This is a genomic window from Halomonas sp. LMYGS-3 (assembly GCF_059509875.1).
In genome coordinates this window covers 163,585-187,656 of record NZ_JCAKFQ010000002.1, presented here as the reverse complement: position 1 = coordinate 187,656, position 24,072 = coordinate 163,585, and the positions used below count along the sequence as shown (strand labels likewise).

Below are 24,072 nucleotides of genomic sequence, written 5' to 3'. Positions count from 1 at the left end.
TCCTGAATTGTGAGGCCGTCAGCCGTTGGCTGACGGCGACGGGCCGGCCACGCCTCGGGCCAACTCCAGGGCAGCCTCCAGGCTGTCCGGATCGTTGACCGCCAGCCCCTTGCTACCCCGAGCGATTCGCTTGTTGAGCCCGGTCAGCACCTTGCCCGGCCCACACTCGATGAACACCTCCGCACCTCGCTCGACCATGGCCTCGACGCAGGCGGTCCAGCGCACCGGCTGGTAGAGCTGCTCGAGCAACCGCGTGCGCAGGGTCTCCACGTCGGCATGGGCCTGGGCATCGACGTTCTGGATCACCGTGTAGCGTGGCGAGCGCAGCTCGATCTCGTCCATGGCCGCGGCCAGCCGCTCGGCGGCCGGACGCATCAGGGCGCAATGGGAGGGGACCGAGACCGGCAGCGGCATGGCGCGCTTGGCACCGGCCTCCTGGCACGCCGCGATGGCACGTTCCACGGCCGCCTTCGAACCGGCGATCACCACCTGCCCCGGGGCATTGTAGTTGACCGCCGAGACCACATCATCCTGGGCGGCATCGGCACAGGCCTGCTCCACGACGGCGTCGTCGAGGCCGAGGATCGCCGCCATGGCGCCCTCGCCTACCGGCACCGCCTGCTGCATCGCCTCGCCACGCAGCCTCACCAGGCGCACGCCCTGAGCGAAGGGCAAGGCGCCGGCACAGACCATGGCACTGTACTCGCCCAGGCTATGGCCGGCCATGGCACCGGGACGCGGGCCTTCGAGTTCCTGCCAGACCCGCCAGATCGCGACGCTGGCGGTCAGCAGCGCCGGCTGGGTGCAGGCCGTGGCGTTGAGGGCCTCCTCCGGCCCCTCCTGAACCACCTGCCAGAGATCGTAACCCAGGGCGTCCGCGGCCTCCTCGAAGGTGGTGCGCACCACGCTGTAGCGTTCCGCCAGCTCCCGCAGCATGCCGACCTGCTGGGAACCCTGCCCGGGGAACACGAGGGCAAGGGGTTGAGTCATGTCTATCACCTTTGCTCTTGTTGGCTTTTATCGTCGCCGCGCGAGCCTGGCTCGTGCGGCGCGAGGATCATGGATCCGCTATCGGCTCGACCGGTACCACCGACCGACTCGACAACGGACCGCCGCTGGCCAAGCTCGGCCGCCAGCCGTGCGGGCAGATCCCGGCTCACCTCCTGCACCGCACGAGCCACCGCATAGTGGAAACCGGTGGCATCGGCACTCCCGTGGCTCTTGATCACGATGCCGGCCAGGCCGAGCAGGCTGGCGCCATTGTAGCGCACCGGATCCAGTTCGTTTTTCAGGCGCCGGAGCGTCGGTCGGGCCAGGGCGCCCACCAGGCGACTGCTCCAGTGAGCGTCGAAGGCGAGTTGCACCCGTTCCACCAGCATCCGCGCCAACCCCTCGCTCGCCTTGAGCACCGCATTGCCGACGAAGCCGTCGCAGACCACCACGTCGGCGACACCGCTGAACACGTCGTCACCTTCCACGAAACCGGCGTAGGCGATGCCCGGCAGTCGGCGTAGGCGGGCGTCGGCCTCACGCACGCTGGCGGTGCCCTTGGTGCCCTCGACGCCGACGTTGAGCAGCGCCACCCGAGGTGCGATCACGCCATCCACATGACGCGCCATCACCTCCCCCATCAGGGCGAAATCCACCAGGCGTTCGGCGGAAACCTCGACGTTGGCCCCCAGGTCGAGCAGGTAGCAGCGCCCTTCGTCGCGGGTGGGGATGGCGGTACTGATGGCCGGCCGCGGGATCCCCGCCACCGTCCCCAGGGCACGCCGGGCCAGGGCCATCAGCGCCCCCGTATTGCCGGCACTGACGCCGGCCACGGCCTCGCCGCTGGCGACGCAGTCGAGCATCCTGGCCATGCTGGTATCGCCACCATGGCGCAGGGCAGCGGAAGGCCGCTGGGCCTGGCCGATGACGGCGCCGGCATCCGTGACGTCCAGACGCGAACCAGCCGCGGCGAGCTGCCGCGGCAGGCGAGAGATCTCGTCTTGCAGCTGCTGGCGAGGGCCGAACAGCCGGATCTCGAGGCAAGGGTCCTGGATGGCCGCACCGGCCGCCCCCTGCACGGTGGCGCGGGGACCAAGGTCACCGCCCATCGCGTCGATGGCGATCCGCACGTCAGCGGCCAGCTGTCACCGAGGGAGCCGTCGTCGCCTCAGGCGTCGACGACCTTGCGACCCCGGTAGAAGCCGTCCGGCGACACGTGGTGGCGCAGGTGGGTGGTGCCGGTCTCCTTGTCCTGGGCCAGGGCCGGAGCGCTGAGGGCGTCGTGGCTGCGACGCATGCCGCGCTTGGAACGGGTCTTGCGGTTCTGTTGAACTGCCATGGGAAGTCACTCCAGAGTGAATCGATGATGAATCAGTGTTTGCCCTTGAGGCGCTTGAGCACCTCGAACGGGCTCGCAGCGGGCTCGCGTGCCGCCTCGGCATCCGCCCCGCTGGTCAGCTGGTCGCGAGAGACCTCACAGTCGGCCTCATCGTGGTAAACCACCTGAGGCAGGCTGAGGATCAGTTCATCCTCGACCACCGTCAGCAGGTTCAGCTGTTCGTTTTCCACCAGCACCGGCTCAAAGGTGCTCGGCAGATCGGCCGCCAGAGCGTCGCTTGTGACCATGCCCAGCAGGAACTCGCTCCCGACGTGCTGCGTCAGGGGCGCGAGGCAGCGCCGGCACGGCAGCTGCAACTCGGCCTCGAGGCGACCGCGGATCACCCGGCGCCCCTGGGCGTCGATGCCGAAGTCGAGCCATACCCGGCAGTCGCCGGCCTGGGCCCCGACCTCTTCGGTGAGGCGCACGAAGCCGTCGAGGGCCATCAGCCCTTCGAGATGTTCGGCGCGGGCGGCGAGCTTGTAGGGCTCGACCCGATTGGGGAGTCGCGTGGTCAACATAGGCGCGCAATGATAGGCACTCGCCCTGCCCCTGTCAAAGCTACCTTCACCAGGCATTACAATGGTCCACTGCCAATCATCCACTACCCGGGAGCACACTCATGTCACGCCTCGTCCTCGCCTCTGGTTCCCGCTGGCGCCGCGGGCTTCTCGACCGCCTGGAGATCCCCTACGCCTGGGCCAGCCCCGATATCGACGAGACCCCACGACCGGGCGAGAGCCCCGAGACACTGGTGCATCGCCTGGCGCTGGCCAAGGCCAATCGCCTGGCCGACGACTGGCCGGACCATCTGATCGTCGGCGCCGACCAGGTGGCAGTCTTCGAGGGCGAGATCCTCGGCAAACCGGGCGACGAAGCGACGGCCCGCGCCAACCTGGCCCGCTTCTCCGGTCGCCGGGTGCGCTTTGTCACCGGCCTGGCGCTTGTCGACACCGCCCGCGGCCGGCACCGGGTCTGCCACGAGCGCTACGAGGTGGTGTTCCGTGACCTGAGCGAGGGCGAGATCGCCCGCTACGTGGAGCGCGAGCAACCGCTGGACAGCGCCGGCAGTTTCCGCATGGAGGGGCTGGGCATCGCGCTGTTCGAGAAGCTCGAGGGGGACGACCCCAACACCCTGATCGGCCTGCCGCTGATCCGCCTCTGCGCCCTGCTGCGCGAGGCGGGACTGGATCCGCTGAGGTAGTGCCAACCAAGTGAGCGGCGCCGGGGACAGGCCGAAGCGGAGGTCCTTTTCCAGGGATGGAAAAGGTAGCGCCCAGGGAAGGGTTCACAGCGCCTCCGCGCAGGCCTGTCGCCGGGAAAGCCGCGACTCCAGGCGCTCGGCGCTTCAAGGCAGCTGGTAACGCAGCGGCGACTGGCCGGTGGGCACGCCCAGCCACTCCATGGCGACCCGGCCGAACTGCCGCGAGAGCCGCTCGAAGGGGTCGAGGCGCGGCGTGTAGTCGCGCACGCGGGGCTCGGGCAGTCGCTCCCGGGCCAGGCCGTCGAGGCTGCCGAGGGTATCGACCAACCCCAGCTCGAGGGCCTGTTCGCCGCTCCACACCAGGCCGCTGAAGAGCCGCTCGTCATCGGCCAGGCGGTCGCCGCGCCCCTGGCGCACGTCGTCGATGAACTGCTGGTGGGTGGTCTCCAGCACCGACTGCCAGAAGGCACGCTGCTCCGGTGCCACCGACGAGAAGGGATCGAGGAAGGCCTTGTTGTCACCGGCGGCGTAGACCCGGCGCTCGACGCCCAGCCGCTCGATGGCCTCCTCGAAGCCGAAGCTGGCGGAGATCACGCCGATCGAGCCGACCAGGCTGGCGGGCGCGGCGATCACCTCGTCCGCCGCCGCGGCGATGTAATAGGCGCCGCTGGCACCGATGTCCTCGATCACCGCGACGATCGGCTTGTCGCCCTCGCCGCGCAGGCGCATCACCTCCTCGTAGACGCGCCGGGACTGCACCGGGCTGCCCCCCGGGCTATCGATATGCAGCACCACGATGGCGGCACCCTCGGCGTCCCAGGCGCGATTGAGCCCCTCGATGATGCGCTCGGCACTGGCCGGCGCCTCGCTGTCGATCGCCCCCTCGACCTTGACCACGCCGAGATGCGGTCCCGCCGGCGCCCCGGGGCTCGGGGCACCGAAGATCCCGTAGAGGGTGGCGGACAACGACGCCAGGATCAGCAGCGCGAAGAAGAAACGGAAGAACAGCTTCCAGCGTCGCGTGCGGCGCTGCTCCACCAGCACCCCGCCGATCCAGCGGTCCATCATCTCCATCTGCACCAGGCGCTGGCGCTCGCGCAGCGTCTCGGCGTCCTCGGCCGGCGGAGTCGCTGACGCCTCCCGCGACTGGCGCACCTCACGGGCTTCCTCGGGCCCCAGCTGCGGCCCCTCGGTCCAACGGTCTTCTCGCTTGTCGTCGCTCATGATCACCCTGTCCTTGAAGTGCTGGAAACGCTAGCCGTGAAGCCAGTCGAAGAGCTCGGAGGCCGCCTCGGCGGTGAACACCGGGCGGCTGGCGGCCAGCCGCTGCGGGGCGTGGACACCATAGGTCACCGCCACCCGGTCCATGCCGAGCGAGCGCGCCATCTCCAGGTCATACTCGGTGTCACCGATCATCACGGCCTCGCCGACGTCGACGTCGAGCTCGGCGAGGAGTTCCTCGAGCATCCGCGGATGGGGCTTGGAGCGGGTCTCGTCGGCGGTCCGGCTGGCATGGAACCAGCGCCCGCTGCCGCTTTCATGGAACGCCCGATCGAGCCCCCGCCGGCTCTTGCCGGTGGCCACCGCCAGGCGCTGGTCGGCGATGCCGTGGAGCCGGGCGAGCCCCGCCTCCACGCCGGGAAAGAAGCACATCGGCGTGGTGTCGCCCTCGACGAAATGGAAGGCGTAGCGGCTGCGCAACAGCTCCGCACGACCGGGGTCGATCCCCGGGCAGAGCCGTGCGATGGCCTCGGGGAGCCCCAGGCCGATGATGTCGCGCACCGCCGCCTCGGAGAGCGCCCCCCAGCCGGCCTCCCTGGCCGCCGCCTGCATGCAGGACACGATACGGGCGGCGGAATCCATCAGGGTGCCGTCCCAGTCGAAGATCACCAATCGATAGCGCATGGGGCCTCCGGGTCAGGAGCGGTGGCGAGCGCGGGCGAGCGCCGCCTCGAGCTCATCGGGCAACGGCGCCTTGATCTGCACCGGGCGCCCGCTGGTGGGTTCGGGGAACGTCAGGGCGGCGGCGTGCAGGAACAGCCGCGACAGGCCGAGGCCGGCGGCGAGTCGCTCGCCCTCGCGCGAGCCATACTTGTCGTCGCCCAGCAGCGGATAACCGGCATGGGCGGCATGCACGCGAATCTGGTGGGTCCGGCCGGTGACCGGCTCGGCCTCGACCAGGGTCGCCTTCTCGAAGGCCTCGCGCACCGCGAAGCGGGTACGCGCCACCTTGCCGGCCGGGTCGACACGCACCCGCCGTTCGCCGTTGGCGAGCTCATAGCGCTCGAGCCTGACGCTGACGAAGTCGCGGCGTGCCGGCCAGCGCCCTGCCACCAGCGCCAGGTAGCGCTTGTCCATCCGATGCTGCTTGAGCGACTCGTTGAGGGCGAGCAACGCCGGGCGGGACTTGGCCAGCAGCAGGCAGCCTGAGGTGTCGCGATCGAGACGGTGCACCAGCTCGAGGAAGTCGAGATCCTCGCGCACCTGGCGCAGCGCCTCGATCAGGCCGATCTTCACCCCGCTGCCACCGTGCACGGCGAGCCCCGCCGGCTTGTTGATCACCAGCCAGTCGCGCCCCTCTACCAGCACGCTGCCGGCGAGCAGGTTGCGCAGGTTATCGCTGACCTCGCGCACCGCCTCACGCGGGGCCAGCTTGAGCGGGGGAATACGCACCATGTCGCCCAGTGCCAGGCGGGTGTCGGCCCTGACGCGCTTCTTGTTCACCCGCACCTCGCCCTTGCGGACGATGCGGTAGATGAGCGCGCGCGGCACGCCCTTGATACGCGTCATCAGGAAATTATCGACCCTCTGCCCCACCTGGCCTTCGGTCACTTCCACCCACTGCACGTCGCGCCCTTCGGCCATGCCGCCACTCCACTGCCAACCTGCCGGAAAAGCCGCATTCTATCGCACCGGGCGTCGTCCTGCGCCAATTGCTGCTCACTCCCCTTTACTGTTATATTGCTGGCTCGCCTCAGTGGGCCCGATCGGCCCGATGGTGCGCCTGCACGACAGACACGCAGGCCGGAGCGAAAAGATCAGGCCGCGACGACGCCCCACAACCATGACGTCCCGCCGCCGAGCAGCGAAAGCAAGAAACGAGAAAGCGATACTGACGCCACGCCCGGATCCCCGTCCGCCCCACCGTCATGGAGCGGACGCAGGCCACGGGAAACGTTCAACATCGTGCCGGAGGCCGGCGTTGGCGAATCGATGAATGCCAGGTGTTGGCGGTGACCGCAGGGCCGGATGGGTGATACCCCACCGAGACATGTCCTGCCTCCGCCCCGTACTCAACATGGTCATGCCGTGCCGGAACCGCTCACACGCCTCGTTCCGACTCGGCCGGGCGCTACTGCGCATCCGCGACATGCGCTGAGCACAAGCACGCAGCACCCAGAGGTTCGCCTACGTCGACGACCGCCATCCGGCGCGTCAAGACTAGCGAGACACTATGAAACGGATGCTCATCAACGCGACCCAGCCCGAAGAGCTGCGCGTTGCACTGGTCGATGGTCAACGCCTCTACGACCTGGACATCGAGTCCGGGGCCCGGGAACAGAAGAAAGCCAACATCTATCGCGGCAAGATCACCCGCGTCGAACCCTCCCTCGAGGCCGCCTTCGTCGACTTCGGCGCCGACCGCCACGGCTTCCTGCCGCTGAAGGAGATCTCCCGCGAGTACTTCCTCAAGGAGCCCGCCGGCCGTCCCAGCATCAAGGAGGTCCTCAAGGAGGGCCAGGAAGTCATCGTCCAGGTCGACAAGGAGGAGCGCGGCAACAAGGGCGCGGCACTCACCACCTTCATCAGCCTCGCCGGCCGCTTCCTGGTGCTGATGCCCAACAACCCCAAGGCCGGCGGCATCTCGCGGCGCATCGAGGGCGAGGAGCGCAGCCAGCTCAAGGACGCCATGAATCAGCTCACGGTGCCCGACAAGATGGGCCTGATCGTGCGCACCGCCGGCATCGGCCGCTCTCCCGAGGAGCTGCAGTGGGACCTGGACTATCTCGTCCAGGTATGGGAGTCGATCACCGCCGAGGCCGGCAAGCGCCCCGCGCCCTTCCTGATCTACCGCGAGTCGAACGTCATCATCCGCGCCATGCGCGACTACCTGCGCCAGGACATCGGCGAGGTGCTGATCGACCACGAGCAGGTCCATCAGGATGCGCTGGCCTTCATCCGCCAGGTGATGCCCTCCTACCAGCAGAAGATCAAGCTCTATGCCGACGAGGTGCCGCTGTTCTCGCGCTTCCAGATCGAGTCGCAGATCGAGACCGCCTACGAGCGCGAGGTGAAGCTCCCCTCCGGTGGCTCCATCGTCATCGACCACACCGAGGCGCTGGTCTCCATTGACATCAACTCGGCCCGGGCCACCCGCGGCAGCGATATCGAGGAGACCGCCCTGCAGACCAACCTGGAGGCGGCCGACGAGATCGCACGACAGCTGCGCCTGCGCGACATCGGCGGCCTGGTGGTGATCGACTTCATTGACATGAGCCCGGCACGCAACCAGCGTGAGGTCGAGAATCGCATGCGCGACGCGCTCAAGCTCGACCGTGCCCGGGTGCAGATCGGCCGTATCTCCCGCTTCGGCCTGATGGAGATGTCGCGCCAGCGCCTGCGCCCCTCCCTGGGCGAGACCAGTGGCGTGGTCTGCCCGCGCTGCGACGGTCAGGGCACGATCCGCGACGTCCGCTCCATGGCCCTGTCGATCATGCGTCTGATCGAGGAAGAGGCGATGAAGGAGCGCAGCGCCCAGATCCGCGCCATCCTGCCGGTACCGGTGGCCACTTACCTGCTCAACGAGAAGCGCAATGTGCTGGCCGACATCGAGCGTCGCCAGGGCGTGCGGGTCGTGCTGCTGCCGCGCCCCGAGATGGATACCCCCCACTATGACGTCCAGCGTCTGCGTGACGACCACGTGGATGAGGAGGGCACGTCGCACCTGTCCAGCTTCGAGCTCTCCACCGACACCGAGGTGGGCAAGGAGCCGGACGCCGCCTTCGGCAAACCGGTGCAGCGCGCCGAGGCCGCGGTCAAGACCGTGATCCATCACGAGCCGGCGCCCGCCTCGCTGCAGCAGGAGGAAGCCCCGGTTGCCGCGCCGGCCGCGACCACCAAGGCCGCCCCCCCTGCCCCCGAACCCCAGGCCGGTGTGCTGGGCCGACTGGTCAAGGGACTGGCCAAGCTGCTCGGCAGCGAGGAGTCACCCGCCGGCACGACCGAGAAGCCGACCGCACGCGACAGCGACGAGAAGCGGGCCGACCAGGGTGCCCGCAAGCCCGCCCAGCGTGACGAGGAGCGCGGTGGCCGCGGTGGCCGGCAGCGCCGTCCGCGCAGCGACGAGCGTCGCCCCCCTCGCCAGGAGAGCGAGCGCGTCGAGGGCAAGACCGAAACCACCGAGGGTCGTGGCGGCCGTGGCGGCCGTGGACGCGGCCGCCAGGAGGCCGACCGCCAGGGCCGGGGACAGCAGGAGGCCGTCAAGTCCCGCGAGGAGGCGCCTCGCCGCCAGAAGGGGGGCGACAAGCCCGCCGAGAAGCCGGTCGAGCAGGCCGTTGAAAAGAGCGCCGCGACGACGGCGGAGCCCGTCGACGATGGCAAGCCCAAGCGTACCCGCAACAATCCGCGCAACCGGACTCGCCAGCACGCCATCAACCCCAAGGCCGAGGCCGAGCAGCAGCGTCTGCAGGCAGAGGCCGCCAAAGCAGCGACCGATGCCGACGGCATCCCGCCCCGGGAAGGCCAAGCCCCCCAGGGTGCGGTAAAGGCCGAGCCCAAGCCGGAGGCCAAGCCCGCCGAGAAGGCCGAAGCGCCCAAGACGGAAGCCAAGCCCGCCGAGAGGGCCGAAGCACCCAAGCCGGAGGCCAAGCCCGCCGAGAAGGCCGAAGCGCCCAAGCCGGAAGCCAAGCCCGCCGAGAGGGCCGAAGCGCCCAAGCCGGAAGCCAAGCCCGCCGAGAAGGCCGAAGCGCCCAAGCCGGAGGCCAAGCCCGCCGAGAGGGCCGAAGCGCCCAAGCCGGAAGCCGAGACGGCCGAAGCGCCCAAGCCGGAAGCCAAGCCCGCCGAGAAGGCCGAAGCGCCGAAGGCGGAAGCCAAGCCCGCCGAGAGGGCCGAAGCGCCGAAGGCAGAAGCCAAGCCCGCCGAGAGGGCCGAAGCGCCCAAGCCGGAGGCCAAGCCCGCCGAGAGGGCCGAAGCGCCCAAGCCGGAGGCCAAGCCCGCCGAGAGGGCCGAGGCGCCCAAGCCGGAGGCCAAGCCCGCCGAGAGGGCCGAGGCACCCAAGCCGGAGGCCAAGTCCGCCGAGAAGGCCGAGGCCCCGCAGCCGGAGCCCAAGCCCGCCGAGAAGGCCGAGGCCCCGCAGCCGGAGCCCAAGTCCACGGCGAAGGCCGAGGCACCCAAGGCCGACGAGGCGAAAGCGAGCGAAAAGTCTCAGGCCTCAGGCCGCCGTCGCCGCCGCGCTCACAACGACCCGCGGGAGATCCGCCGCCGTGAGCAGGAGGCCAATGGCAAGCAGGGATAATCGCTGCTCGCCTTCCCGACGACAACGCCCGCGCAGATGCGCGGGCGTTGTCGTCTGGCCGAACCTGAAGGGTATCAGCCGCCCTCCCGGCCCTCCCCGGCCAGACGCGGCTCCCGCTCCAGGGCGACCCCGAATCGCGCATTGACCCGGCCCGCCACGGCCTCGGCGAAGGCCAGCAACTCGGTCGCGTGACCGCCCCCGAAGTGCACCAACACCAGGGCCTGGCGCCGGTGCACGCCGAAGCAGCCCTGACGCCAGCCCTTGAGCCCGCAACGGTCGATCAGCCAGCCGGCGGCCAGCTTCACCCTGCCGTCGGGCTGGGGAAAGTGCGGCAGGTCGGGGTGGTCGGCCAGCAGCCGCCGGGCCGTCCCGGCATCCACCAGCGGATTCTTGAAGAAGCTACCGGCATTGCCCAGTTCGAGAGGATCGGGCAGCTTCTCGCGGCGGATCGCACAGACCGCCTCGGCCACCGACAAGGGAGTGGGATCGGCCCCGACGCGACCGGCCAGGTCACCGTAGCCGAGCCGAGGACGCGGCGAACGCGACAGCCGCAGCACCAGCCGGGTGATCGCCACCCGACCATCCAGGCGCCCCTTGAAGATGCTGTCGCGATAGCCGAAGGCGCAGTCCGCGGCCGTGAACACTGCCTCGTGGCCATCGTCCAGGTGAACCAGGTGCACCGCCTCGAGCACCTCGCAGAGCTCGACGCCATAGGCACCAATGTTCTGGATCGGCGCGGCACCACAGTGGCCGGGTATCAGCGCCAGGTTCTCGATGCCCCAGAGCCCTCGGCGTGCCAGCGCCATCACCAGGTCGTGCCAGACCACGCCGGCCTCGGCATGCACGAGCACCTCGTCGCCACGCTCCTCGAGCCACCAGTCCGTCATCGCCGGCTGCACCACCAGCCCCGGCAGCCACTCGGGCAGGATCAGATTGCTGCCGCCACCCAGCAGCGTCAGCGGCCACGCCTCGCGCCCGGCCAGCGCCACGACCTCGCGCAATGCATGCGGGTCACGGGGGGCAGTGAAGCGCTCGGCGACACAGGGCAGGCCCAGGGTATTGGCCCGGCCGAGGTCATGGTCGGGAAGCAGTCCACGGCTCAAGACGACCGCTCCAGGCGGGTCTCGATCTCCGCGAGCAGTCCGCCGGAGGCCGCCTCGATCAGGTCCAGCACCTCTTCGAAGCCACGCTGGCCGCCGAAGTAGGGATCCGGCACCGCCCGATCGTGATGCCCGGCGAACGCCAGGAAGAGCCCGATATGAGCCTCGCAAGCGGCGGGACGCCGAGCCTCGATCGCCGCCAGGTTGTCGTGATCCATGGCCAGCAGGTAATCGAAGCGGGCGAAGTCCTCGTCGGCGAGCTGGCGAGCCCGCAACCCGGAGAGGTCGACGCCGCGTCGCGCCGCCGCCTCCAGGGCCCGCGGATCGGGCGCCTTGCCCACATGCCAGGCACCGATGCCGCAGGAGTCGACCTCCACCCGGCCGGCCAGGCCGCGCTCGGCGAGCAGGCGACGGAACACCCCCTCGGCGGTCGGCGACCGGCAGATATTGCCCAGACAGACGAACAGCACGCGCATCACTGCTCTCCTCCGCTCTCGTTTTCCGTGCCGGCATGCATCAACGCGCGAACCCGGGCCAGGTCCCCCGCCGTATCCACGCCGGCCGGATGGGGTACCCGAGCCAGCGCCACCTGGATGGCATGGCCGTGGTGCAGGGCACGCAGCTGCTCGAGTTGCTCGAGCCGCTCGAGCGGTGACGGCGGCCAGTCACGGTACTCGGCGAGGAAGCCAGCCCGATAGGCATAGAGGCCGATATGGCGCAGCCAGGCATCGGCCTCGAGCGGTTCGGGCCGGGTGGCGAAGGCGTCACGGTCCCAGGTCTCTCTATCCCAAGGGACTGGCGCCCGCGAGAAGTAGAGCGCCCGTCCGGAGAGTGCGCGCACCACCTTCACCACGTTGGGGTTGAACAGCGCCCCCACCTCCGCAATCGGCTCAGCCAGGGTCGCAATCGAGGCCCCGGGATCGTCGAACAGCCGAGCGGCCACCTGGTCGATCAGCACCGGGGGAATCAGCGGCTCGTCCCCCTGGACATTGACCAGCACCGCCTCGTCGGCGAGGCCCAGCCGCTCGGCCACTTCGGCCAGGCGGTCGGTGCCCGAGGGGTGATCGGCACGGGTCATCAGCACCTCGGCATCGAACGGGGCCAGCGCCTCGCGGATGCGCTCGTCGTCGGTGGCGACCACGACCCGGACGGCGGCGCTCGCGCAGGCGCGCCGCCAGACGTGGGCCACCATGGGTAGCCCAGCGATATCGGCGAGCGGCTTTCCCGGCAATCTCGACGAGGCATGCCGCGCCGGAATCACCGCGATGAACTCCTTGCCTGCCGCCCCCCCCATCACGGCTCGCCCATGCGGCCGGTGGACTCATGCAGCTTCTCGTCCACGTCCAGGGCCCGTGCCTCCTCGGGCAGCATCACCGGGATGCCGTCACGCACCGGATAGGCCAGGCCATCGAAGAGGCAGTGCAGTTCCTGGCTCTCCCGGTGATACCTGAGCTTGCCCTTGCACAGCGGGCAGACCAGCATGGCCAGCAGCTCCTTGTCCATCTCTCGCACCTCCCACTTGGATTGCCCCGAGTCGTGTGACCCCGGGATCAACGACTGGCTCCGCTTCGGGATGCCTCCCGCAGCGGTCGAAGCGTCTTCAGTCTCTCCTCGAGCCAGGCCACGAAGCCGGCATCGGGTCGCGCCTCCACCTCCAGCACCCAGCTGCCGGGGGGCGCCAGATCGCGGCTTTCATCGACCAGCAGCGCGCGGCACTTGATCGCATCCTTGGCGGTCATCACCACCGGACGACCGTCGTCGAACGCCAGGTCCTCGCTACGGAAGCCATGGTGATCGGCGAAGGGATGGAGCATCGCCTCGATGCCCAGGCCTTCCAGGGTGGCGAGGAAACGGCCCGGATTCCCGATCCCGGCGACGGCATGTACCGGCCCGGAGAAGGGCAACGGCACCACCGGGCGACGCTCGCCACCCCCCAGGGGCCGCCAGCCGGTCGGCACCAGGGCCATGCCGTGGGCGCCCGCAGGCGGCTCGAAGGACGGTTCGCCGTTGATCACCACGGCATCGACGCCATCGAGTCGCGACAGCGGTTCACGCAGCGGCCCCGCCGGCAGGCAGCGGCCGTTGCCGAACCCCCGGCGGCCATCGACCACCACCAGTTCCAGGTCACGCCCCAGCGCCAGGTGCTGCAGGCCATCGTCACTCAGCAGGATATCGCATCCTGCCTCGAGCAGTCGCCCGGCGCCCCGCGGGCGATCCGGGTCGACCACCACCGGCAGGCCGGTCTGGTCGAACAGCATGCGCGGCTCGTCGCCGCTCTCGGCCACCGGCGTGGCGGCATCCACCCGCAGCGGGTAGCCGGCAGCCTTGCCGCCATAGCCCCGGGACACGATGCCCGGGCGCCAGCCGCGCTCGACGAGGAAGCGTGCCAGCCAGGCGACCAGTGGCGACTTGCCGGTGCCGCCCAGGGTGATGTTGCCGACCACGATCACCGGTACCGGCGCTCGCCACACGGGCTTGCCGCCCGCCGCATAGGCCGCGGAACGACGCGCCATCGCCCGGCGGTAGAGGGCCTCGAGCGGGCGCAGGGCCCACAGCCAGGCATCGCCCCGGTAGGCCGCCTCGAGCCAGCGCTGCCCCGGGTTCATGCCGATGGAGCCTCCTGGAACTGCAACCGGTGCAGGGCCGCATAGGCCCCGTCCCGGGCCAGCAACTCGGCGTGGCTGCCCTGCTCGACGATCTCGCCATGCTCCATCACCAGGATGCGGTCGGCGCGCTCGATGGTCGACAACCGATGCGCGATGACCAGGGTGGTGCGTCCGCGACACACCTCCTCCAGCGCCGCCTGGATATGGCGTTCGGACTCGGTATCCAGCGCCGAGGTGGCCTCGTCGAGGATCAGCAGCGGCGCATCCTTGAAGATCGCCCGGGCGATGGCCAGGCGCTGGCGCTGGCCGCCGGAGAGCATCACGCCGTTGTCGCCGACCACGGTGGCATAGCCCCCGGGCAGGCGTTCGATGAACTCGTGGGCGTGGGCGGCCCGGGCCGCCGCCTCGATGGCCTCGAGGTCGGCGTCGGGCACTCCGTAGGCGATGTTGTCGGCGATGCTGGCGTTGAACAGGGTCACCTGCTGCGAGACCAGGGCGATCTGGCGACGCAGCGGCGTCAGGCGATACTCGCCGAGGGGGATCCCGTCGACCAGCACCCGCCCGGCAGTCGGCCGGTAGAAGCGAGGCAGCAGGCCGACCAGGGTCGACTTGCCGCTGCCGGAGCGGCCGACGATGGCCACCATCTCGCCCGGCGTCACCTCCAGGTCGATCCCCTTGAGCACCTCGGGCTGGCCCTCGCCGTAGGCGAATCGCACGCCCTCGTAGACCACGTGCCCCGCGAGGCGGCTGGGTTCGTGATCGCCCTCGTCCTGTTCGAGAGGCTCCTCGAGCAGGCCGAACAGTTCACCGGCGGCGGCGATGCCTTTCTGGATCTCGCTATTGACCTCGGTGAGCTGGCGCACCGGCTTGGCCATCAGCGACGCGGCGGTGACGAAGGCGACGAACTCGCCGGGCGTCATGTCGGCCATCAGGCCCGGCGCCAGCGCCAGCCACACCAGCACCGCCAGCGACAGCGCCACCAGCAGCTGGATCACGGGGGTGCTGATCGCCTTGGTCAGCGCCTCCTTCATGCTCTGCTGGCGGTTGTACTCGCTGGCCGCGGCGAAGCGCGCCTTCTCGAAGGCTTCGGCACCGTGGGTGCGGACCACCTGGTAGCCGGAGAGCGCCTCGGAGGCGACATGGGTGACATCGCCCATGGACGCCTGGATACGGCTTGAGATGCGTCGGAAGCGCTTGCTGGCGTAGCTGACCACCCCACCGATCAGCGGCGTCACCGCCAGGAACAGCAGGGTCAGCATCCAGTTGGTCCACAGCAGATAGGTAATCAGCCCGAGGACGAAGAGCCCCTCGCGCAGCAGGATGGTGACCGCCTTGGTGGCCGCCCCGGTGACCTGCTCGACATGGTAGGTGACCCGCGAGATCAGGTGGCCGCTCGAATGGGTGTCGAAGAAGCGCCCCGGGAGGTGCAGCATGTGATTGAAGACGTTGCAACGCAGCGCATGCACGATGTTGCGCGCCACGTTGCTCATGAAATAGGTGCCGAGGAAGGTGCCGAGGCCTCGGGCGGCGAACATGCCCACCACGAACAGCGGCAGGAACAGCCGGAAGGCGGCGTCCGGATCCTGGATGCCGTCGATCAGCCGCTTCATCATCTCCGCCAGGGCGGTACTGGAGGCGGCGTAGATGGCATAACCGACGATCGCCAGCAGGAAGGAGCGCCAGTGCGGGCGGACGTAGCCCAGCAGCTGCTTGTAGAGCGTCCAGCCCGCGTGTTGGGTCCCGTAGAGAATCACGGTGTCTCCGCTTGTGTGGATGAAGCCTCGGTGGTGGCGATGCGCACCTGGCGGATGCCGAGGGCAGCGGCCTGGTCCAGGGCGTGGACCACGGCGGCGTGGCTGGCCCGGCCGTCGGCCTCCAGCACCAGGCCGTGACTGCGGGCCTGCTCGGCCTCGGCGGCCAGGGCCGCGCCGAGGCCCGCAGCAGCGAGCTCCCGATCGCCGAGCCGATAGCCGCCCGCCGCCGTCACCACCAGGGTCACCGGCGAGACCTCGGCCGCCACGCCACTGACGCTCTCGGGCAGCTCCAGCTCGAGCGCCTGGCGGGTCTCGAAGGTGGTCGAGACCATGAAGAAGATCAGCAGCAGAAAGACCACGTCGATCAGCGGCGTGAGATTCACCTCCACCGGATCGCGCCGGGTGCGCGGTAACCTCACGACGGCTTCACCCTCGGGGCGATACGCCCATCGGCTTCCAGGCGATCGCCGTCCCGCTCGCCCTCATGGCGTTCGGCCAGGGTCAATTCGCCGGGGTAGTGAGCGAGGAACTCCACTACCTGGCCGGCCTGCTCCTCCATGCGCACCGTGATGTCCTCGACCCGGCGCTGGAAGTAGCGATGAAACATCAACGCCGGGATCGCCACGGTCAGGCCCGCCGCGGTGGTGACCAGGGCCCGCGAGATGCCGCCGGCGAGGTCGGCGGTACGGCTGGCGCTATCGCCGGCGACGATGACCGAGAACACCTCGATCATGCCCACCACGGTCCCCAGCAGGCCGATCAACGGGGTGATGGCGGCGATGGTACCGAGCGGGCTGAGGAAGCGCTCCATGTCGTGGATCACCGCGGTAGCGGCTTCCTGCAGCCGCGCGCGCACCTGCTCGTGGCCGAGACGGGCGTTGCGCAGGCCCGCGGCCAACACCCCGCCCAGCGGCGAGTGGCTCTCCAGCCAGTAGAGATTGACCTGCCCCCGGGCCACCAGCGAGCAGACCTCCTGCCCCAGCCCCAGCGGCGCGATGCGGCTCGCCCGCAGCGTCCACAATCGCTCGATGATGATCACCGTGGCCAGCAGGGAGCAGCCAAGCAGCGGCAGCATCAACCAGCCCCCGGCGATCAGGGCCTCCATCATGTCCATGCCGTTTCCCCCAAGTGCCCTGGAATCACACGCGCATCATTCGGCCGATTCTAACGCAAGGCAGTCGCCGCCGACACCGCTGCGCCGCCAGGTGGCCGGGCGCGCGGTGTCGACCTCGCTCGACGCGCCCTCGCCCAGCCAGAGGGTCACGGCACCGTCGTGGGCGGTGCTCCACAGGCAGCTGCCGGTACGACGAAAGCGCCGCACCACCGCGTCATGGGGATGGCCGAAGGGGTTGTCACGCCCGGCACTGAAGATGGCATGATGCGGCGACAGGGCCTGCACCAGATGCGGGCCCGAGCTGGTGTGGCTGCCGTGGTGGCCGGCCACCAGCGTCGTCACCGGCATCCGGACCTCGCGCAGGAAGGCCCGTTCCACCTCCCGACCCGCGTCGCCGGTGAGCAGCAGCCGCTGGCCCCCGGCCGTGACCTCGAGCACGCAGGAGCGATCGTTGCTCGAGAGGTCGCCGGTCTCGGCCGGGGGCCAGAGAAAGCGGAAGCGCACCCCATCGCGCTGCCAGGCATCGCCCGCGCGACAGGGAACGAAGGGTACGCCGATCGCCTCCCCGGGAGGAGCGAGGAAGCGCGACACCCGGTGCTCGGTCGCCAGCAGCGGCACGCCGCCGGCGTGGTCGAGGTCGTCGTGGCTGACGATGACGTCATCGAAGCGCTGACCCGGCGGCCACAGCGCCGCCGCCGGCACGAAGCCCGAGGCGAAGCGCGGCCCGGCATCATAGAGAGCTCGATAGCCGGCGGTGCGCAGCTCGATGAGCTGGCCCTGCCCCACGTCATGCACCCTGACCCGCAGCTGGCCCGGCGCCAACGACTCCGGTGTCAGGGTCAGCGGTATCAGAACGAGCCACAGGCTGGCCACCAGGCGCAGCGACCGTGCCAGGCCGGGGAGCGCCCAGAGCAGCGCCACCATCGCCAATGCCAGGGCCAGCGGCGTGACCAGCGACGGGTCGGGCAGCCACAACGGCAACCAGGCCACCGCCCGTTCGAGCAGCCACACGAGCCCCTCCACCAGGTGACCGAACAGCCGCCAGCAAAGATTCGAGAGCCACGGCAACCAGGCCAGCAGCCAGCCGAGCAGCCCCAGCGGTACCAGCAGGCTGCTGACCAGCGGCACGGCGACCAGGTTGACCAGCGGCGCGGCGGGGGCCAGGCGGGCGAAGGCCAGCAGCACGGCGGCCGCCATCAGCGGTGCCAACAGCAACTGGGTGCGGGCCAGCGCCCACAGCCAGCCACGCACGCCTCGCGGCCGGGGCCGCCCCTGCCAGATCAGGATCAGCAGCGCCACGGCGGCGAACGACAGCCACAGCCCCGGCCGCCAGGCGGAGCGAGGATCCAGCAGCAGCACCAGCCCCAACGCCAGCCACCAGGCCTGCCAGGGACCAGGCGCATGGCGACCGCTGGCCACCCAGAGCCCCACCAGGGTCATCACCATGGCGCGCAGGGCCGGCGGCTCGAGGCCGGCCAGCCAGGCATAGCCCACGGTCGCCGTCCCGGCCAGCCACCAGGGCCAGACGACCAGGCGCCACTCCCCCGGCGCGGCCAACCGGGCCGCACCGCGGGCGACGAACAGGACGAAGGCCGCCACCAGCCCGACATGCAGGCCCGAGATCACCACCAGATGCGTGGTACCGCTGGCATTGAGCAGATTCCAGTCCGTCTGCTGCAGTCGCTCGCCGGCACCCAGGCTCAGGGCTGCCAGCCAGCGCATCGCACGGGGCTCCAGGTCCCGGGCATCGAGATGCGTCAGCGCCCGGCGCCGTAGCGAAGGTCCCGCCGCCGCGAGCCGCCGGGCGGCCGGTTCGCGGCGCACGTAGCCGGTGGCCTGGATACCCTCACGCCACAACCAGGCGCGGTAGTCGAAGGCGTGGGGGTTGGCGAAGCCGGCCGGCGGCCGCAGGCGTACGGTAAAGGCCCAGCGCTCACCGGGCTGGATCTCCGGCGCCTCGAAGGCGCTGAGCCGCAGCCGGCGCAGGTCGTCGCAGGGCAGTCGCCCCGCGGCGTCCGGGCTACAGGACTCGACGGCGACCAACAGCCGCGTCAGCCGCTCCTCCCGAGACACCGACAGTATCCGGGCTTCCACGGTGAGGTCTTCGCGGGTCAACCCGGCCGGCAGTTCGGCGCCGCGTGCCAGCAACAGCGTCATGGTGACGCAGGTCAGCGTCGCCGACGACAGCAGCAGCCCCGGCCGGCGACTGGCCAACGCCAGCAGCAGCGCCACTCCCAGCGCCTCCGCCAGGCCCGGCGGTGCATGATGCCCCAGCAGCACCCCGCCGAGGGCGGCGAGCGCCAGGGGGATGGCCAGTCCGAACGGCATTCCCTTGCTCCTGCATCGACCGCCACCGGAGACCGGATGACGGCTCTGCCCTGCCAGCCGAACGTTGGGGGGCTGACATGGCGAGACTCATGGCTTGTATGGATAATAGCCTGGGTCCCGAAGCAGCGAGCCGACGACATGCCGCGCAGATTCCTGCAGCGCTACATGCCCCACCCCGACACCCTTCGGCGCCAGCGCTCGCTGCGTTTCATGGGCCACCTGATCGGCAACCCCTCGCTCTGGGTACTGTCGCGGCGCAGCGTGGCCAACGCCTTCTCCGTGGGACTATTCAGCGCCATGCTGCCGATTCCCTTCCAGATGGTGGTGGCCGCCTTCGGCGCCTGGCTGCTGCGCTGCAACCTGCCGCTGTCGGTGGGTCTGGTGTGGATCACCAATCCTCTGACCATGCCGCTGATCTTCTACGGCAACTATCGGCTCGGCGCCTGGTTGATGGATACCCCGGCCCGGGAGGCGCCGAGCCGGTTGTCGACACGTTGGATCGCCGAGCAGATGACCGACATCCTGCCGGCGCTGGCCGTGGGCTCGGTGGCCACGGCGGTCGTCATCGCGATCCTCGGCAACGTGATGATCCGTCTCATCTGGCGCTGGCAAGTCTCGCGCAGCTGGAAGCAGCGCGCCCGGCGCCGGCGCCAGCGACGCCGCGATACCCGGGAAGACTGACCGGGCTCCTACGACGGTGGCCGGTCCCTCGGGCCGGCCACGCCGGATGACGCGTGGGTCAGGACGCGGCGTCCTGCTGGGTGAGCCGCCCTTCGTCGAGACGCAACACCCGGTCCTGATGCGCGGCCAGGGCCGGATCATGGGTCACCACCACGAAGGCACAGGCGGAGTCACGCGCCAGCTCGTCCATCAGCGCCAGGATGCTGGCCGCGGTGTGCTGATCCAGATTGCCGGTGGGCTCGTCCATCAGCACCAGGCTGGGATCGGTGACCAGGGCCCGGGCGATGGCGACCCGCTGGCGCTCGCCGCCGGACAGCTCGCCGGGCTTGTGGTCGGCGCGCTCCGCCATGCCCACCCTGACCAGCAGCTCCCGGGCCCGGGCCTCGGCGGCCTTCTTGCGTTGACCGCGTACGATCAGCGGCAGGGCGGCGTTCTCCAGGGCGGTGAACTCCGCCAGCAGGTGGTGAAACTGGTAGACGAAACCGATGCGGCGATTGCGGAAGCGCCCCAGGGCGGCATCGCCCAGATCATGCAGCGACTCCCCGGCGATGCGCACCTCGCCCCGGCTGGGGCTGTCGAGCCCCCCCAGCAGGTTGAGCAGCGTGGTCTTGCCGGAACCGGAACTGCCGACGATGGCCACCCGCTCGCCGGCATGGACCCGCAGCTCCAGGCCATCGAGCACGGTGACATCCTGGGGCCCCTCCCGGTAGACCCGGGTCAGATCGTGACACTCCAGCATCGGCTGGGCGGTGGCAGCACTTGGCGCGGCGGACATCGGCGTCTCCTTGTGCGGGTCCTGATGGGTACGCGGGTGGAGGCTCGACTCATTCATAGCGCAGCACCTCGGCCGGCCGGACCCGCGCCGCGCGCCAGGCGGGATAGAGGGTCGACAGGAAGGTCAGGACCAGGGCGGCGGCGACGATGTCGCGCACATCGGCCCAGTGGAGCCGGGACGGCAGGTCACTGATGAAGTAGACGCCAGCATCGAGGAACTGGATGCCCAGCGCCGACTCCACCCAACCGATGAGATCCGCGATGGTCAACGCCAGCAGCACGCCGAGGCCCACCCCGACGAGAATCCCGATCGTGCCGATGGCCAGGCCCTGGACGATGAAGATGCCCATGATCGAGCGCGGCGTGGCGCCGATGGTGCGCAGGATGGCGATGTCGGCGTGCTTGTCGGTGACCACCATCACCAGGGTCGAGACGATGTTGAAGGCCGCCACGGCGATGATCACCGTGAGCAGCAGCGCGATCATGCGCTTCTCCATCTGAATCGCCTGGAAGAGGTTGCCGTGGGAGAAGGTCCAGTCGATGCCGCGGTAGTTCGGGCCGAGTTCGTCGATGATCGCCCGGGTCTCGCTGCCGGCCAGGAAGAGGTCATCGAGTTCCAGGCGCAGCCCCCCCACGGCATCGCCCAGGCGGGCCAGCGTCTGCATGTCCTCGATGTTGGCATAGGCCAGGCTCGCATCGAGGTCGGCACCGACATTGAAGATGCCGCTCACGTTGAAGCGCTTGAGGCGGGGGAAGACCCCGGCCGGGGTGATCGAGGCCTCGGGCACCAGCAGGGTCACCCGGTCGCCCACACCGACACCCAGGCGCCGGGCCAGGATCGAGCCGAGCACGATGTTCCACTCGCCGGGTTCAAGATCCGCCAGGCTGCCCTGGCGCATGTGATGGCCGATGATCGAGACGCGATCCTCCCACTCGGGATCGATGCCATTGACCATGGCCCCCTCGTTGCGACCGCCCACCGAGAACATGCCCTGCTGCTCCACGTAGGGCGCGGCACCGATCACCCGTTCGCGTTCCATCAGCCGGTCGGCCAGCGATCGCCACTCGGTAAGCCCGGCGGGCGATTCGATCTTGGTATGCGGCACCATGCCGAGGATCCGGGTGCGCAATTCATGGTCGAAGCCGTTCATCACGGACAGCACCAGGATCAGCACCGCCACGCCCAGCATCAGGCCCAGCATGGAGGTCAGCGAGATGAAGGAGATGAAGTGGTTGCGGCGCTTGGCGCGGACATAGCGCAACCCGATCAGGAAAGGCAGGCGGTCGAGCATGGTGTCGTTCCTTGTCAGCGGGGGCTCATGGTACGTTTTTTTGCACGAGACTGCATCGGTCGGCGGTGCGGATTCCCCGGTGCTTGCAACATTGCCGTGCTGGCCCTACATTTCGCCGGCCACGATGTTCCACTCGACGAGACTCAGCCCCATGGCCGATCGCCTGCTTCCCGAATGGCATCCCCAGGATGCCGTGCAACTGACCTGGCCCGGCGCCGACAGCGACTGGGCCCCGATGCTCGAGCGCATCGAGGCCACCCTCGAGGCCATGGTGGTCGCCATCGCCCGCTACCAGGACGTGCTGATCAGCGTCCCCGACGGCGCCACCCGAACCCATCTCCGGCGGCGACTTGCCTGCCTGGGCGTCGATGCCGCACGCCTGCACCTGGTGGTGGCGGCGGCAGATGACACCTGGGCCCGTGACCACGGCCCCATCGCCGTGGAGCGCGACGGCCGGGTCGGGCTGTACGATTACGTCTTCACCGGCTGGGGCGGCAAGTTCGCGGCATCTCGGGACAACACCCTGACGACGCGCCTGGCCGAGGCCGGGGTCTTCGCCTGCCCGGTGACGGCCCGGGACCTGGTGCTCGAGGGCGGGGCCATCGATACCGACGGTCAGGGCACCCTGCTCACTACCGAGGCCTGCCTGCTCAACCCCAACCGCAACCCGACATTCGACCGCGCCGCCATGGAGGCACGACTGCACGCCGACCTCGGCATCACGCGGGTAGTGTGGCTGGCCAACGGCCACCTCGAGGGCGACGACACCGACAGCCATGTGGACACCCTGGCGCGCTTCTGCGACCCCGGCACCATCGCCTACGTGCGCTGCGACGACGAGGCCGACCCCCACCATCCGGCGCTGGCCGCCATGGAAGCCGAACTCGAGGCCCTGCGCCGCATCGACGGTGAGCCCTACCGGCTGATCCCGCTGCCCTGGCCGCGCCCCTGTTTCGATCCGGTGGACGGCCACCGGCTCCCGGCCACCTACGCCAACTTCCTGATCATCAATGGCGCCGTGCTGGTGCCGGTCTACGGTGACGCCGCCGACACCCGGGCCCTGACCGCGCTGGCGGGCGCCTTCCCCGATCGCGACATCGTGCCCATCGACTGCCTGAGCGTGCTCCGCCAGCACGGCAGCCTGCACTGCCTGACCATGCAGCTGCCCGCCGGCAGCCTCGCCCGAGCGAACGTACCCTGACACCCAGGGTCTCAGACCCGAGGAGAGCCCTTATGACCCGACACCTGAAGGTTGGCTTGGTGCAGCAGCCCGCCTGGCCCGACAAGGCCCGCAGCCTGGCCGAGAGCGAGGCCGGCGTGCGTGAGTTGGCCGCCGCCGGGGCCGAGCTGGTGATGCTGCAGGAGCTGCATGCCACCCACTACTTCTGCCAGTACGAGGACACCGAACTGTTCGACCTGGCCGAGCCCCTGGACGGCCCCACCGGCACCCGCCTGGCGGCGCTGGCCGCGGAGCTCGACATCGTGCTGGTGGGCTCGCTGTTCGAGCGCCGCGCCCCCGGGCTCTACCACAACACCGCGGTGGTCTACGACCGCCAGCTTGGTGCCGTGGGCCACTACCGCAAGATGCATATTCCCGACGACCCGGGCTTCTTCGAGAAGTTCTATTTCACCCCCGGTGACATCGATGTCGCTCGTGGCCAGGGCTTCGAGCCCATCGACACCTCGGTGGGTCGGCTCGGCCTGCTGGTGTGCTGGGACCAGTGGTATCCGGAGGCGGCACGCCTGATGGCACTCGCCGGTGCGGAGCTGCTGCTCTACCCCACCGCCATCGGCTGGCATCCGCCCGACGACGACGCCGAGAAGAAGCGTCAGAAGGAGGCCTGGACGCTGGTCCAGCGCAGCCACGGCGTGGCCAACGGGGTGCCGGTGATCGTCGCCAATCGGGTCGGCCACGAGCCGGACCATTCGGGCGTGAGCCCGGGCATCGACTTCTGGGGAGGCAGCTTCATCTGCGGCCCCCAGGGCGAACTGCTGGCCCACGCCGGGGTCCAGGCCGAGCGGCTGCTGGAGACCCTCGACATGACTCGCTGCGAAGAAGTGCGGCGCATCTGGCCGTACCTGCGCGACCGCCGGATCGATGCCTATGGCGACCTGACGCGACGCTACCGAGACTGAGCGGTCGGGCCCCACGAGTAGTAGCTCGACAGTGGCAGTACGTTCGCCGAGAACGACGCCGAGGCCGCCCTATGGGGTCAACCCCGGCCGAGTTACCTGACCTGTCATAGTGCACCTTGCGAGCAGATTCGACGCCGCCGGGGTCTGACCCCATAGGGCCTCCCAGCGCTGGCTGCCCGCCACGGAGTCGACCCAACCAGC

The 24,072-nt window shown here is 69.7% G+C and carries 23 protein-coding genes; 5 read left to right on the top strand and 18 right to left on the bottom strand.

Annotated features, from left to right (window positions below; translation table 11 throughout):
• Positions 1 to 18: 18 nt before the first annotated feature.
• Genes fabD through AC5W54_RS03075 form a run of 4 tightly spaced genes read right to left on the bottom strand, consistent with a single transcriptional unit; the run spans position 19 to position 2,889 of the window.
• Positions 19 to 990, bottom strand: a complete 972-nt coding sequence (fabD, locus tag AC5W54_RS03090; RefSeq protein ID WP_495960597.1) for an ACP S-malonyltransferase — start codon at positions 988 to 990, stop codon at positions 19 to 21.
• Positions 991 to 995: 5 nt separating this feature from the next.
• Positions 996 to 2,120: a phosphate acyltransferase PlsX gene (gene plsX / locus AC5W54_RS03085; protein WP_495960596.1), complete on the bottom strand. Its 1,125-nt coding sequence runs from the start codon at positions 2,118 to 2,120 to the stop codon at positions 996 to 998.
• A 38-nt stretch (positions 2,121 to 2,158) separates the two neighbouring features.
• On the bottom strand, positions 2,159 to 2,329 hold the full coding sequence (gene rpmF / locus AC5W54_RS03080) for a 50S ribosomal protein L32 (RefSeq protein WP_495960595.1): 171 nt from the start codon (positions 2,327 to 2,329) through the stop codon (positions 2,159 to 2,161).
• Positions 2,330 to 2,361: 32 nt separating this feature from the next.
• Positions 2,362 to 2,889: a YceD family protein gene (locus AC5W54_RS03075; protein WP_495960594.1), complete on the bottom strand. Its 528-nt coding sequence runs from the start codon at positions 2,887 to 2,889 to the stop codon at positions 2,362 to 2,364.
• A gap of 101 nt (positions 2,890 to 2,990) precedes the next feature.
• Between AC5W54_RS03075 and AC5W54_RS03070 the strand changes: the two genes are divergently transcribed.
• Complete coding sequence (locus AC5W54_RS03070) at positions 2,991 to 3,572, top strand: Maf family protein (protein ID WP_495960593.1); 582 nt, start codon at positions 2,991 to 2,993, stop codon at positions 3,570 to 3,572.
• A gap of 144 nt (positions 3,573 to 3,716) precedes the next feature.
• Here the strand turns inward: AC5W54_RS03070 and sppA are convergent, their stop codons facing one another.
• From sppA to AC5W54_RS03055, 3 genes are read right to left on the bottom strand one after another with little or no spacing between them, the layout of a single operon-like run.
• On the bottom strand, positions 3,717 to 4,796 hold the full coding sequence (gene sppA / locus AC5W54_RS03065; protein WP_495960592.1) for a signal peptide peptidase SppA: 1,080 nt from the start codon (positions 4,794 to 4,796) through the stop codon (positions 3,717 to 3,719).
• Positions 4,797 to 4,826: 30 nt separating this feature from the next.
• Positions 4,827 to 5,477, bottom strand: a complete 651-nt coding sequence (locus AC5W54_RS03060) for an HAD-IA family hydrolase (protein ID WP_495960591.1) — start codon at positions 5,475 to 5,477, stop codon at positions 4,827 to 4,829.
• A gap of 12 nt (positions 5,478 to 5,489) precedes the next feature.
• Positions 5,490 to 6,437 carry an RluA family pseudouridine synthase gene (locus AC5W54_RS03055; protein WP_495960590.1) on the bottom strand — a complete coding sequence of 316 codons (948 nt, stop codon included), beginning with the start codon at positions 6,435 to 6,437 and terminating at the stop codon, positions 5,490 to 5,492.
• Positions 6,438 to 7,026: 589 nt separating this feature from the next.
• Between AC5W54_RS03055 and rne the strand changes: the two genes are divergently transcribed.
• Positions 7,027 to 10,086 (top strand): ribonuclease E, encoded by a 3,060-nt coding sequence (gene rne, locus AC5W54_RS03050; protein ID WP_495960589.1) that lies wholly within the window; start codon positions 7,027 to 7,029, stop codon positions 10,084 to 10,086.
• A gap of 74 nt (positions 10,087 to 10,160) precedes the next feature.
• Here rne and murB read toward each other — a convergent pair whose 3' ends face one another.
• From murB to AC5W54_RS03005, 9 genes are read right to left on the bottom strand one after another with little or no spacing between them, the layout of a single operon-like run.
• A complete protein-coding gene (gene murB, locus AC5W54_RS03045; RefSeq protein WP_495960588.1) occupies positions 10,161 to 11,189 on the bottom strand; it encodes a UDP-N-acetylmuramate dehydrogenase in 1,029 nt (342 codons plus the stop codon).
• Complete coding sequence (locus AC5W54_RS03040; protein WP_495960587.1) at positions 11,186 to 11,662, bottom strand: low molecular weight protein-tyrosine-phosphatase; 477 nt, start codon at positions 11,660 to 11,662, stop codon at positions 11,186 to 11,188. The genes murB and AC5W54_RS03040 overlap by 4 nt, the downstream gene beginning before the upstream one ends.
• Positions 11,662 to 12,480, bottom strand: a complete 819-nt coding sequence (gene kdsB / locus AC5W54_RS03035) for a 3-deoxy-manno-octulosonate cytidylyltransferase (RefSeq protein ID WP_495960586.1) — start codon at positions 12,478 to 12,480, stop codon at positions 11,662 to 11,664. Before kdsB ends, AC5W54_RS03040 begins: the two co-directional genes overlap by 1 nt.
• The gene (locus tag AC5W54_RS03030) at positions 12,480 to 12,689 is read right to left on the bottom strand and encodes a Trm112 family protein (protein WP_495960585.1); all 210 of its coding nucleotides are present in this window, start codon (positions 12,687 to 12,689) and stop codon (positions 12,480 to 12,482) included. Before AC5W54_RS03030 ends, kdsB begins: the two co-directional genes overlap by 1 nt.
• A 47-nt stretch (positions 12,690 to 12,736) precedes the next feature.
• A complete protein-coding gene (lpxK, locus tag AC5W54_RS03025; RefSeq protein ID WP_495960584.1) occupies positions 12,737 to 13,792 on the bottom strand; it encodes a tetraacyldisaccharide 4'-kinase in 1,056 nt (351 codons plus the stop codon).
• Positions 13,789 to 15,546 (bottom strand): lipid A export permease/ATP-binding protein MsbA, encoded by a 1,758-nt coding sequence (gene msbA, locus AC5W54_RS03020; RefSeq protein ID WP_495960583.1) that lies wholly within the window; start codon positions 15,544 to 15,546, stop codon positions 13,789 to 13,791. The genes lpxK and msbA overlap by 4 nt, the downstream gene beginning before the upstream one ends.
• Complete coding sequence (locus AC5W54_RS03015; protein ID WP_495960582.1) at positions 15,543 to 15,965, bottom strand: ExbD/TolR family protein; 423 nt, start codon at positions 15,963 to 15,965, stop codon at positions 15,543 to 15,545. Before AC5W54_RS03015 ends, msbA begins: the two co-directional genes overlap by 4 nt.
• Positions 15,962 to 16,660 (bottom strand): MotA/TolQ/ExbB proton channel family protein, encoded by a 699-nt coding sequence (locus AC5W54_RS03010; RefSeq protein ID WP_495960581.1) that lies wholly within the window; start codon positions 16,658 to 16,660, stop codon positions 15,962 to 15,964. Before AC5W54_RS03010 ends, AC5W54_RS03015 begins: the two co-directional genes overlap by 4 nt.
• Positions 16,661 to 16,696: 36 nt before the next feature.
• Positions 16,697 to 18,988, bottom strand: coding sequence for a DNA internalization-related competence protein ComEC/Rec2 (locus AC5W54_RS03005; protein WP_495960580.1), 2,292 nt, complete (start codon positions 18,986 to 18,988; stop codon positions 16,697 to 16,699).
• A gap of 138 nt (positions 18,989 to 19,126) precedes the next feature.
• Here AC5W54_RS03005 and AC5W54_RS03000 point away from each other — a divergent pair, with 138 nt between their 5' ends.
• Positions 19,127 to 19,669 carry a DUF2062 domain-containing protein gene (locus AC5W54_RS03000; RefSeq protein WP_495960579.1) on the top strand — a complete coding sequence of 181 codons (543 nt, stop codon included), beginning with the start codon at positions 19,127 to 19,129 and terminating at the stop codon, positions 19,667 to 19,669.
• A 58-nt stretch (positions 19,670 to 19,727) separates the two neighbouring features.
• Here AC5W54_RS03000 and AC5W54_RS02995 read toward each other — a convergent pair whose 3' ends face one another.
• Together AC5W54_RS02995 and AC5W54_RS02990 are read right to left on the bottom strand one after the other, a co-directional pair.
• On the bottom strand, positions 19,728 to 20,444 hold the full coding sequence (locus tag AC5W54_RS02995) for an ABC transporter ATP-binding protein (RefSeq protein ID WP_495960578.1): 717 nt from the start codon (positions 20,442 to 20,444) through the stop codon (positions 19,728 to 19,730).
• Positions 20,445 to 20,493: 49 nt separating this feature from the next.
• The gene (locus AC5W54_RS02990) at positions 20,494 to 21,735 is read right to left on the bottom strand and encodes a lipoprotein-releasing ABC transporter permease subunit (protein WP_495960577.1); all 1,242 of its coding nucleotides are present in this window, start codon (positions 21,733 to 21,735) and stop codon (positions 20,494 to 20,496) included.
• Positions 21,736 to 21,886: 151 nt separating this feature from the next.
• Here AC5W54_RS02990 and AC5W54_RS02985 point away from each other — a divergent pair, with 151 nt between their 5' ends.
• Positions 21,887 to 22,936, top strand: coding sequence for an agmatine deiminase family protein (locus tag AC5W54_RS02985; protein WP_495960576.1), 1,050 nt, complete (start codon positions 21,887 to 21,889; stop codon positions 22,934 to 22,936).
• A gap of 32 nt (positions 22,937 to 22,968) precedes the next feature.
• Complete coding sequence (locus tag AC5W54_RS02980) at positions 22,969 to 23,871, top strand: carbon-nitrogen hydrolase (protein ID WP_495960575.1); 903 nt, start codon at positions 22,969 to 22,971, stop codon at positions 23,869 to 23,871.
• The last annotated feature ends 201 nt before the right edge of the window (positions 23,872 to 24,072 follow it).

What these genes read in the sequence shown, in the direction of transcription:
- rne (WP_495960589.1), top strand. Translation starts at nt 7,027, where the DNA reads ATGAAACGGATGCTCATCAACGCGACCCAGCCCGAAGAGCTGCGCGTT.
- AC5W54_RS02985 (WP_495960576.1), top strand. Translation starts at nt 21,887, where the DNA reads ATGGCCGATCGCCTGCTTCCCGAATGGCATCCCCAGGATGCCGTGCAA.
- rpmF (WP_495960595.1), bottom strand. Translation starts at nt 2,329, where the DNA reads ATGGCAGTTCAACAGAACCGCAAGACCCGTTCCAAGCGCGGCATGCGT.
- fabD (WP_495960597.1), bottom strand. Translation starts at nt 990, where the DNA reads ATGACTCAACCCCTTGCCCTCGTGTTCCCCGGGCAGGGTTCCCAGCAG.
- AC5W54_RS02995 (WP_495960578.1), bottom strand. Translation starts at nt 20,444, where the DNA reads ATGTCCGCCGCGCCAAGTGCTGCCACCGCCCAGCCGATGCTGGAGTGT.
- AC5W54_RS03075 (WP_495960594.1), bottom strand. Translation starts at nt 2,889, where the DNA reads ATGTTGACCACGCGACTCCCCAATCGGGTCGAGCCCTACAAGCTCGCC.
- AC5W54_RS03060 (WP_495960591.1), bottom strand. Translation starts at nt 5,477, where the DNA reads ATGCGCTATCGATTGGTGATCTTCGACTGGGACGGCACCCTGATGGAT.
- AC5W54_RS03005 (WP_495960580.1), bottom strand. Translation starts at nt 18,988, where the DNA reads ATGCCGTTCGGACTGGCCATCCCCCTGGCGCTCGCCGCCCTCGGCGGG.
- AC5W54_RS03030 (WP_495960585.1), bottom strand. Translation starts at nt 12,689, where the DNA reads ATGGACAAGGAGCTGCTGGCCATGCTGGTCTGCCCGCTGTGCAAGGGC.
- AC5W54_RS03040 (WP_495960587.1), bottom strand. Translation starts at nt 11,662, where the DNA reads ATGCGCGTGCTGTTCGTCTGTCTGGGCAATATCTGCCGGTCGCCGACC.
- kdsB (WP_495960586.1), bottom strand. Translation starts at nt 12,480, where the DNA reads ATGGGGGGGGCGGCAGGCAAGGAGTTCATCGCGGTGATTCCGGCGCGG.
- lpxK (WP_495960584.1), bottom strand. Translation starts at nt 13,792, where the DNA reads ATGAACCCGGGGCAGCGCTGGCTCGAGGCGGCCTACCGGGGCGATGCC.
- AC5W54_RS03070 (WP_495960593.1), top strand. Translation starts at nt 2,991, where the DNA reads ATGTCACGCCTCGTCCTCGCCTCTGGTTCCCGCTGGCGCCGCGGGCTT.
- AC5W54_RS03055 (WP_495960590.1), bottom strand. Translation starts at nt 6,437, where the DNA reads ATGGCCGAAGGGCGCGACGTGCAGTGGGTGGAAGTGACCGAAGGCCAG.
- AC5W54_RS02990 (WP_495960577.1), bottom strand. Translation starts at nt 21,735, where the DNA reads ATGCTCGACCGCCTGCCTTTCCTGATCGGGTTGCGCTATGTCCGCGCC.
- AC5W54_RS03010 (WP_495960581.1), bottom strand. Translation starts at nt 16,660, where the DNA reads ATGGACATGATGGAGGCCCTGATCGCCGGGGGCTGGTTGATGCTGCCG.
- sppA (WP_495960592.1), bottom strand. Translation starts at nt 4,796, where the DNA reads ATGAGCGACGACAAGCGAGAAGACCGTTGGACCGAGGGGCCGCAGCTG.
- AC5W54_RS03000 (WP_495960579.1), top strand. Translation starts at nt 19,127, where the DNA reads ATGCCGCGCAGATTCCTGCAGCGCTACATGCCCCACCCCGACACCCTT.
- AC5W54_RS02980 (WP_495960575.1), top strand. Translation starts at nt 22,969, where the DNA reads ATGACCCGACACCTGAAGGTTGGCTTGGTGCAGCAGCCCGCCTGGCCC.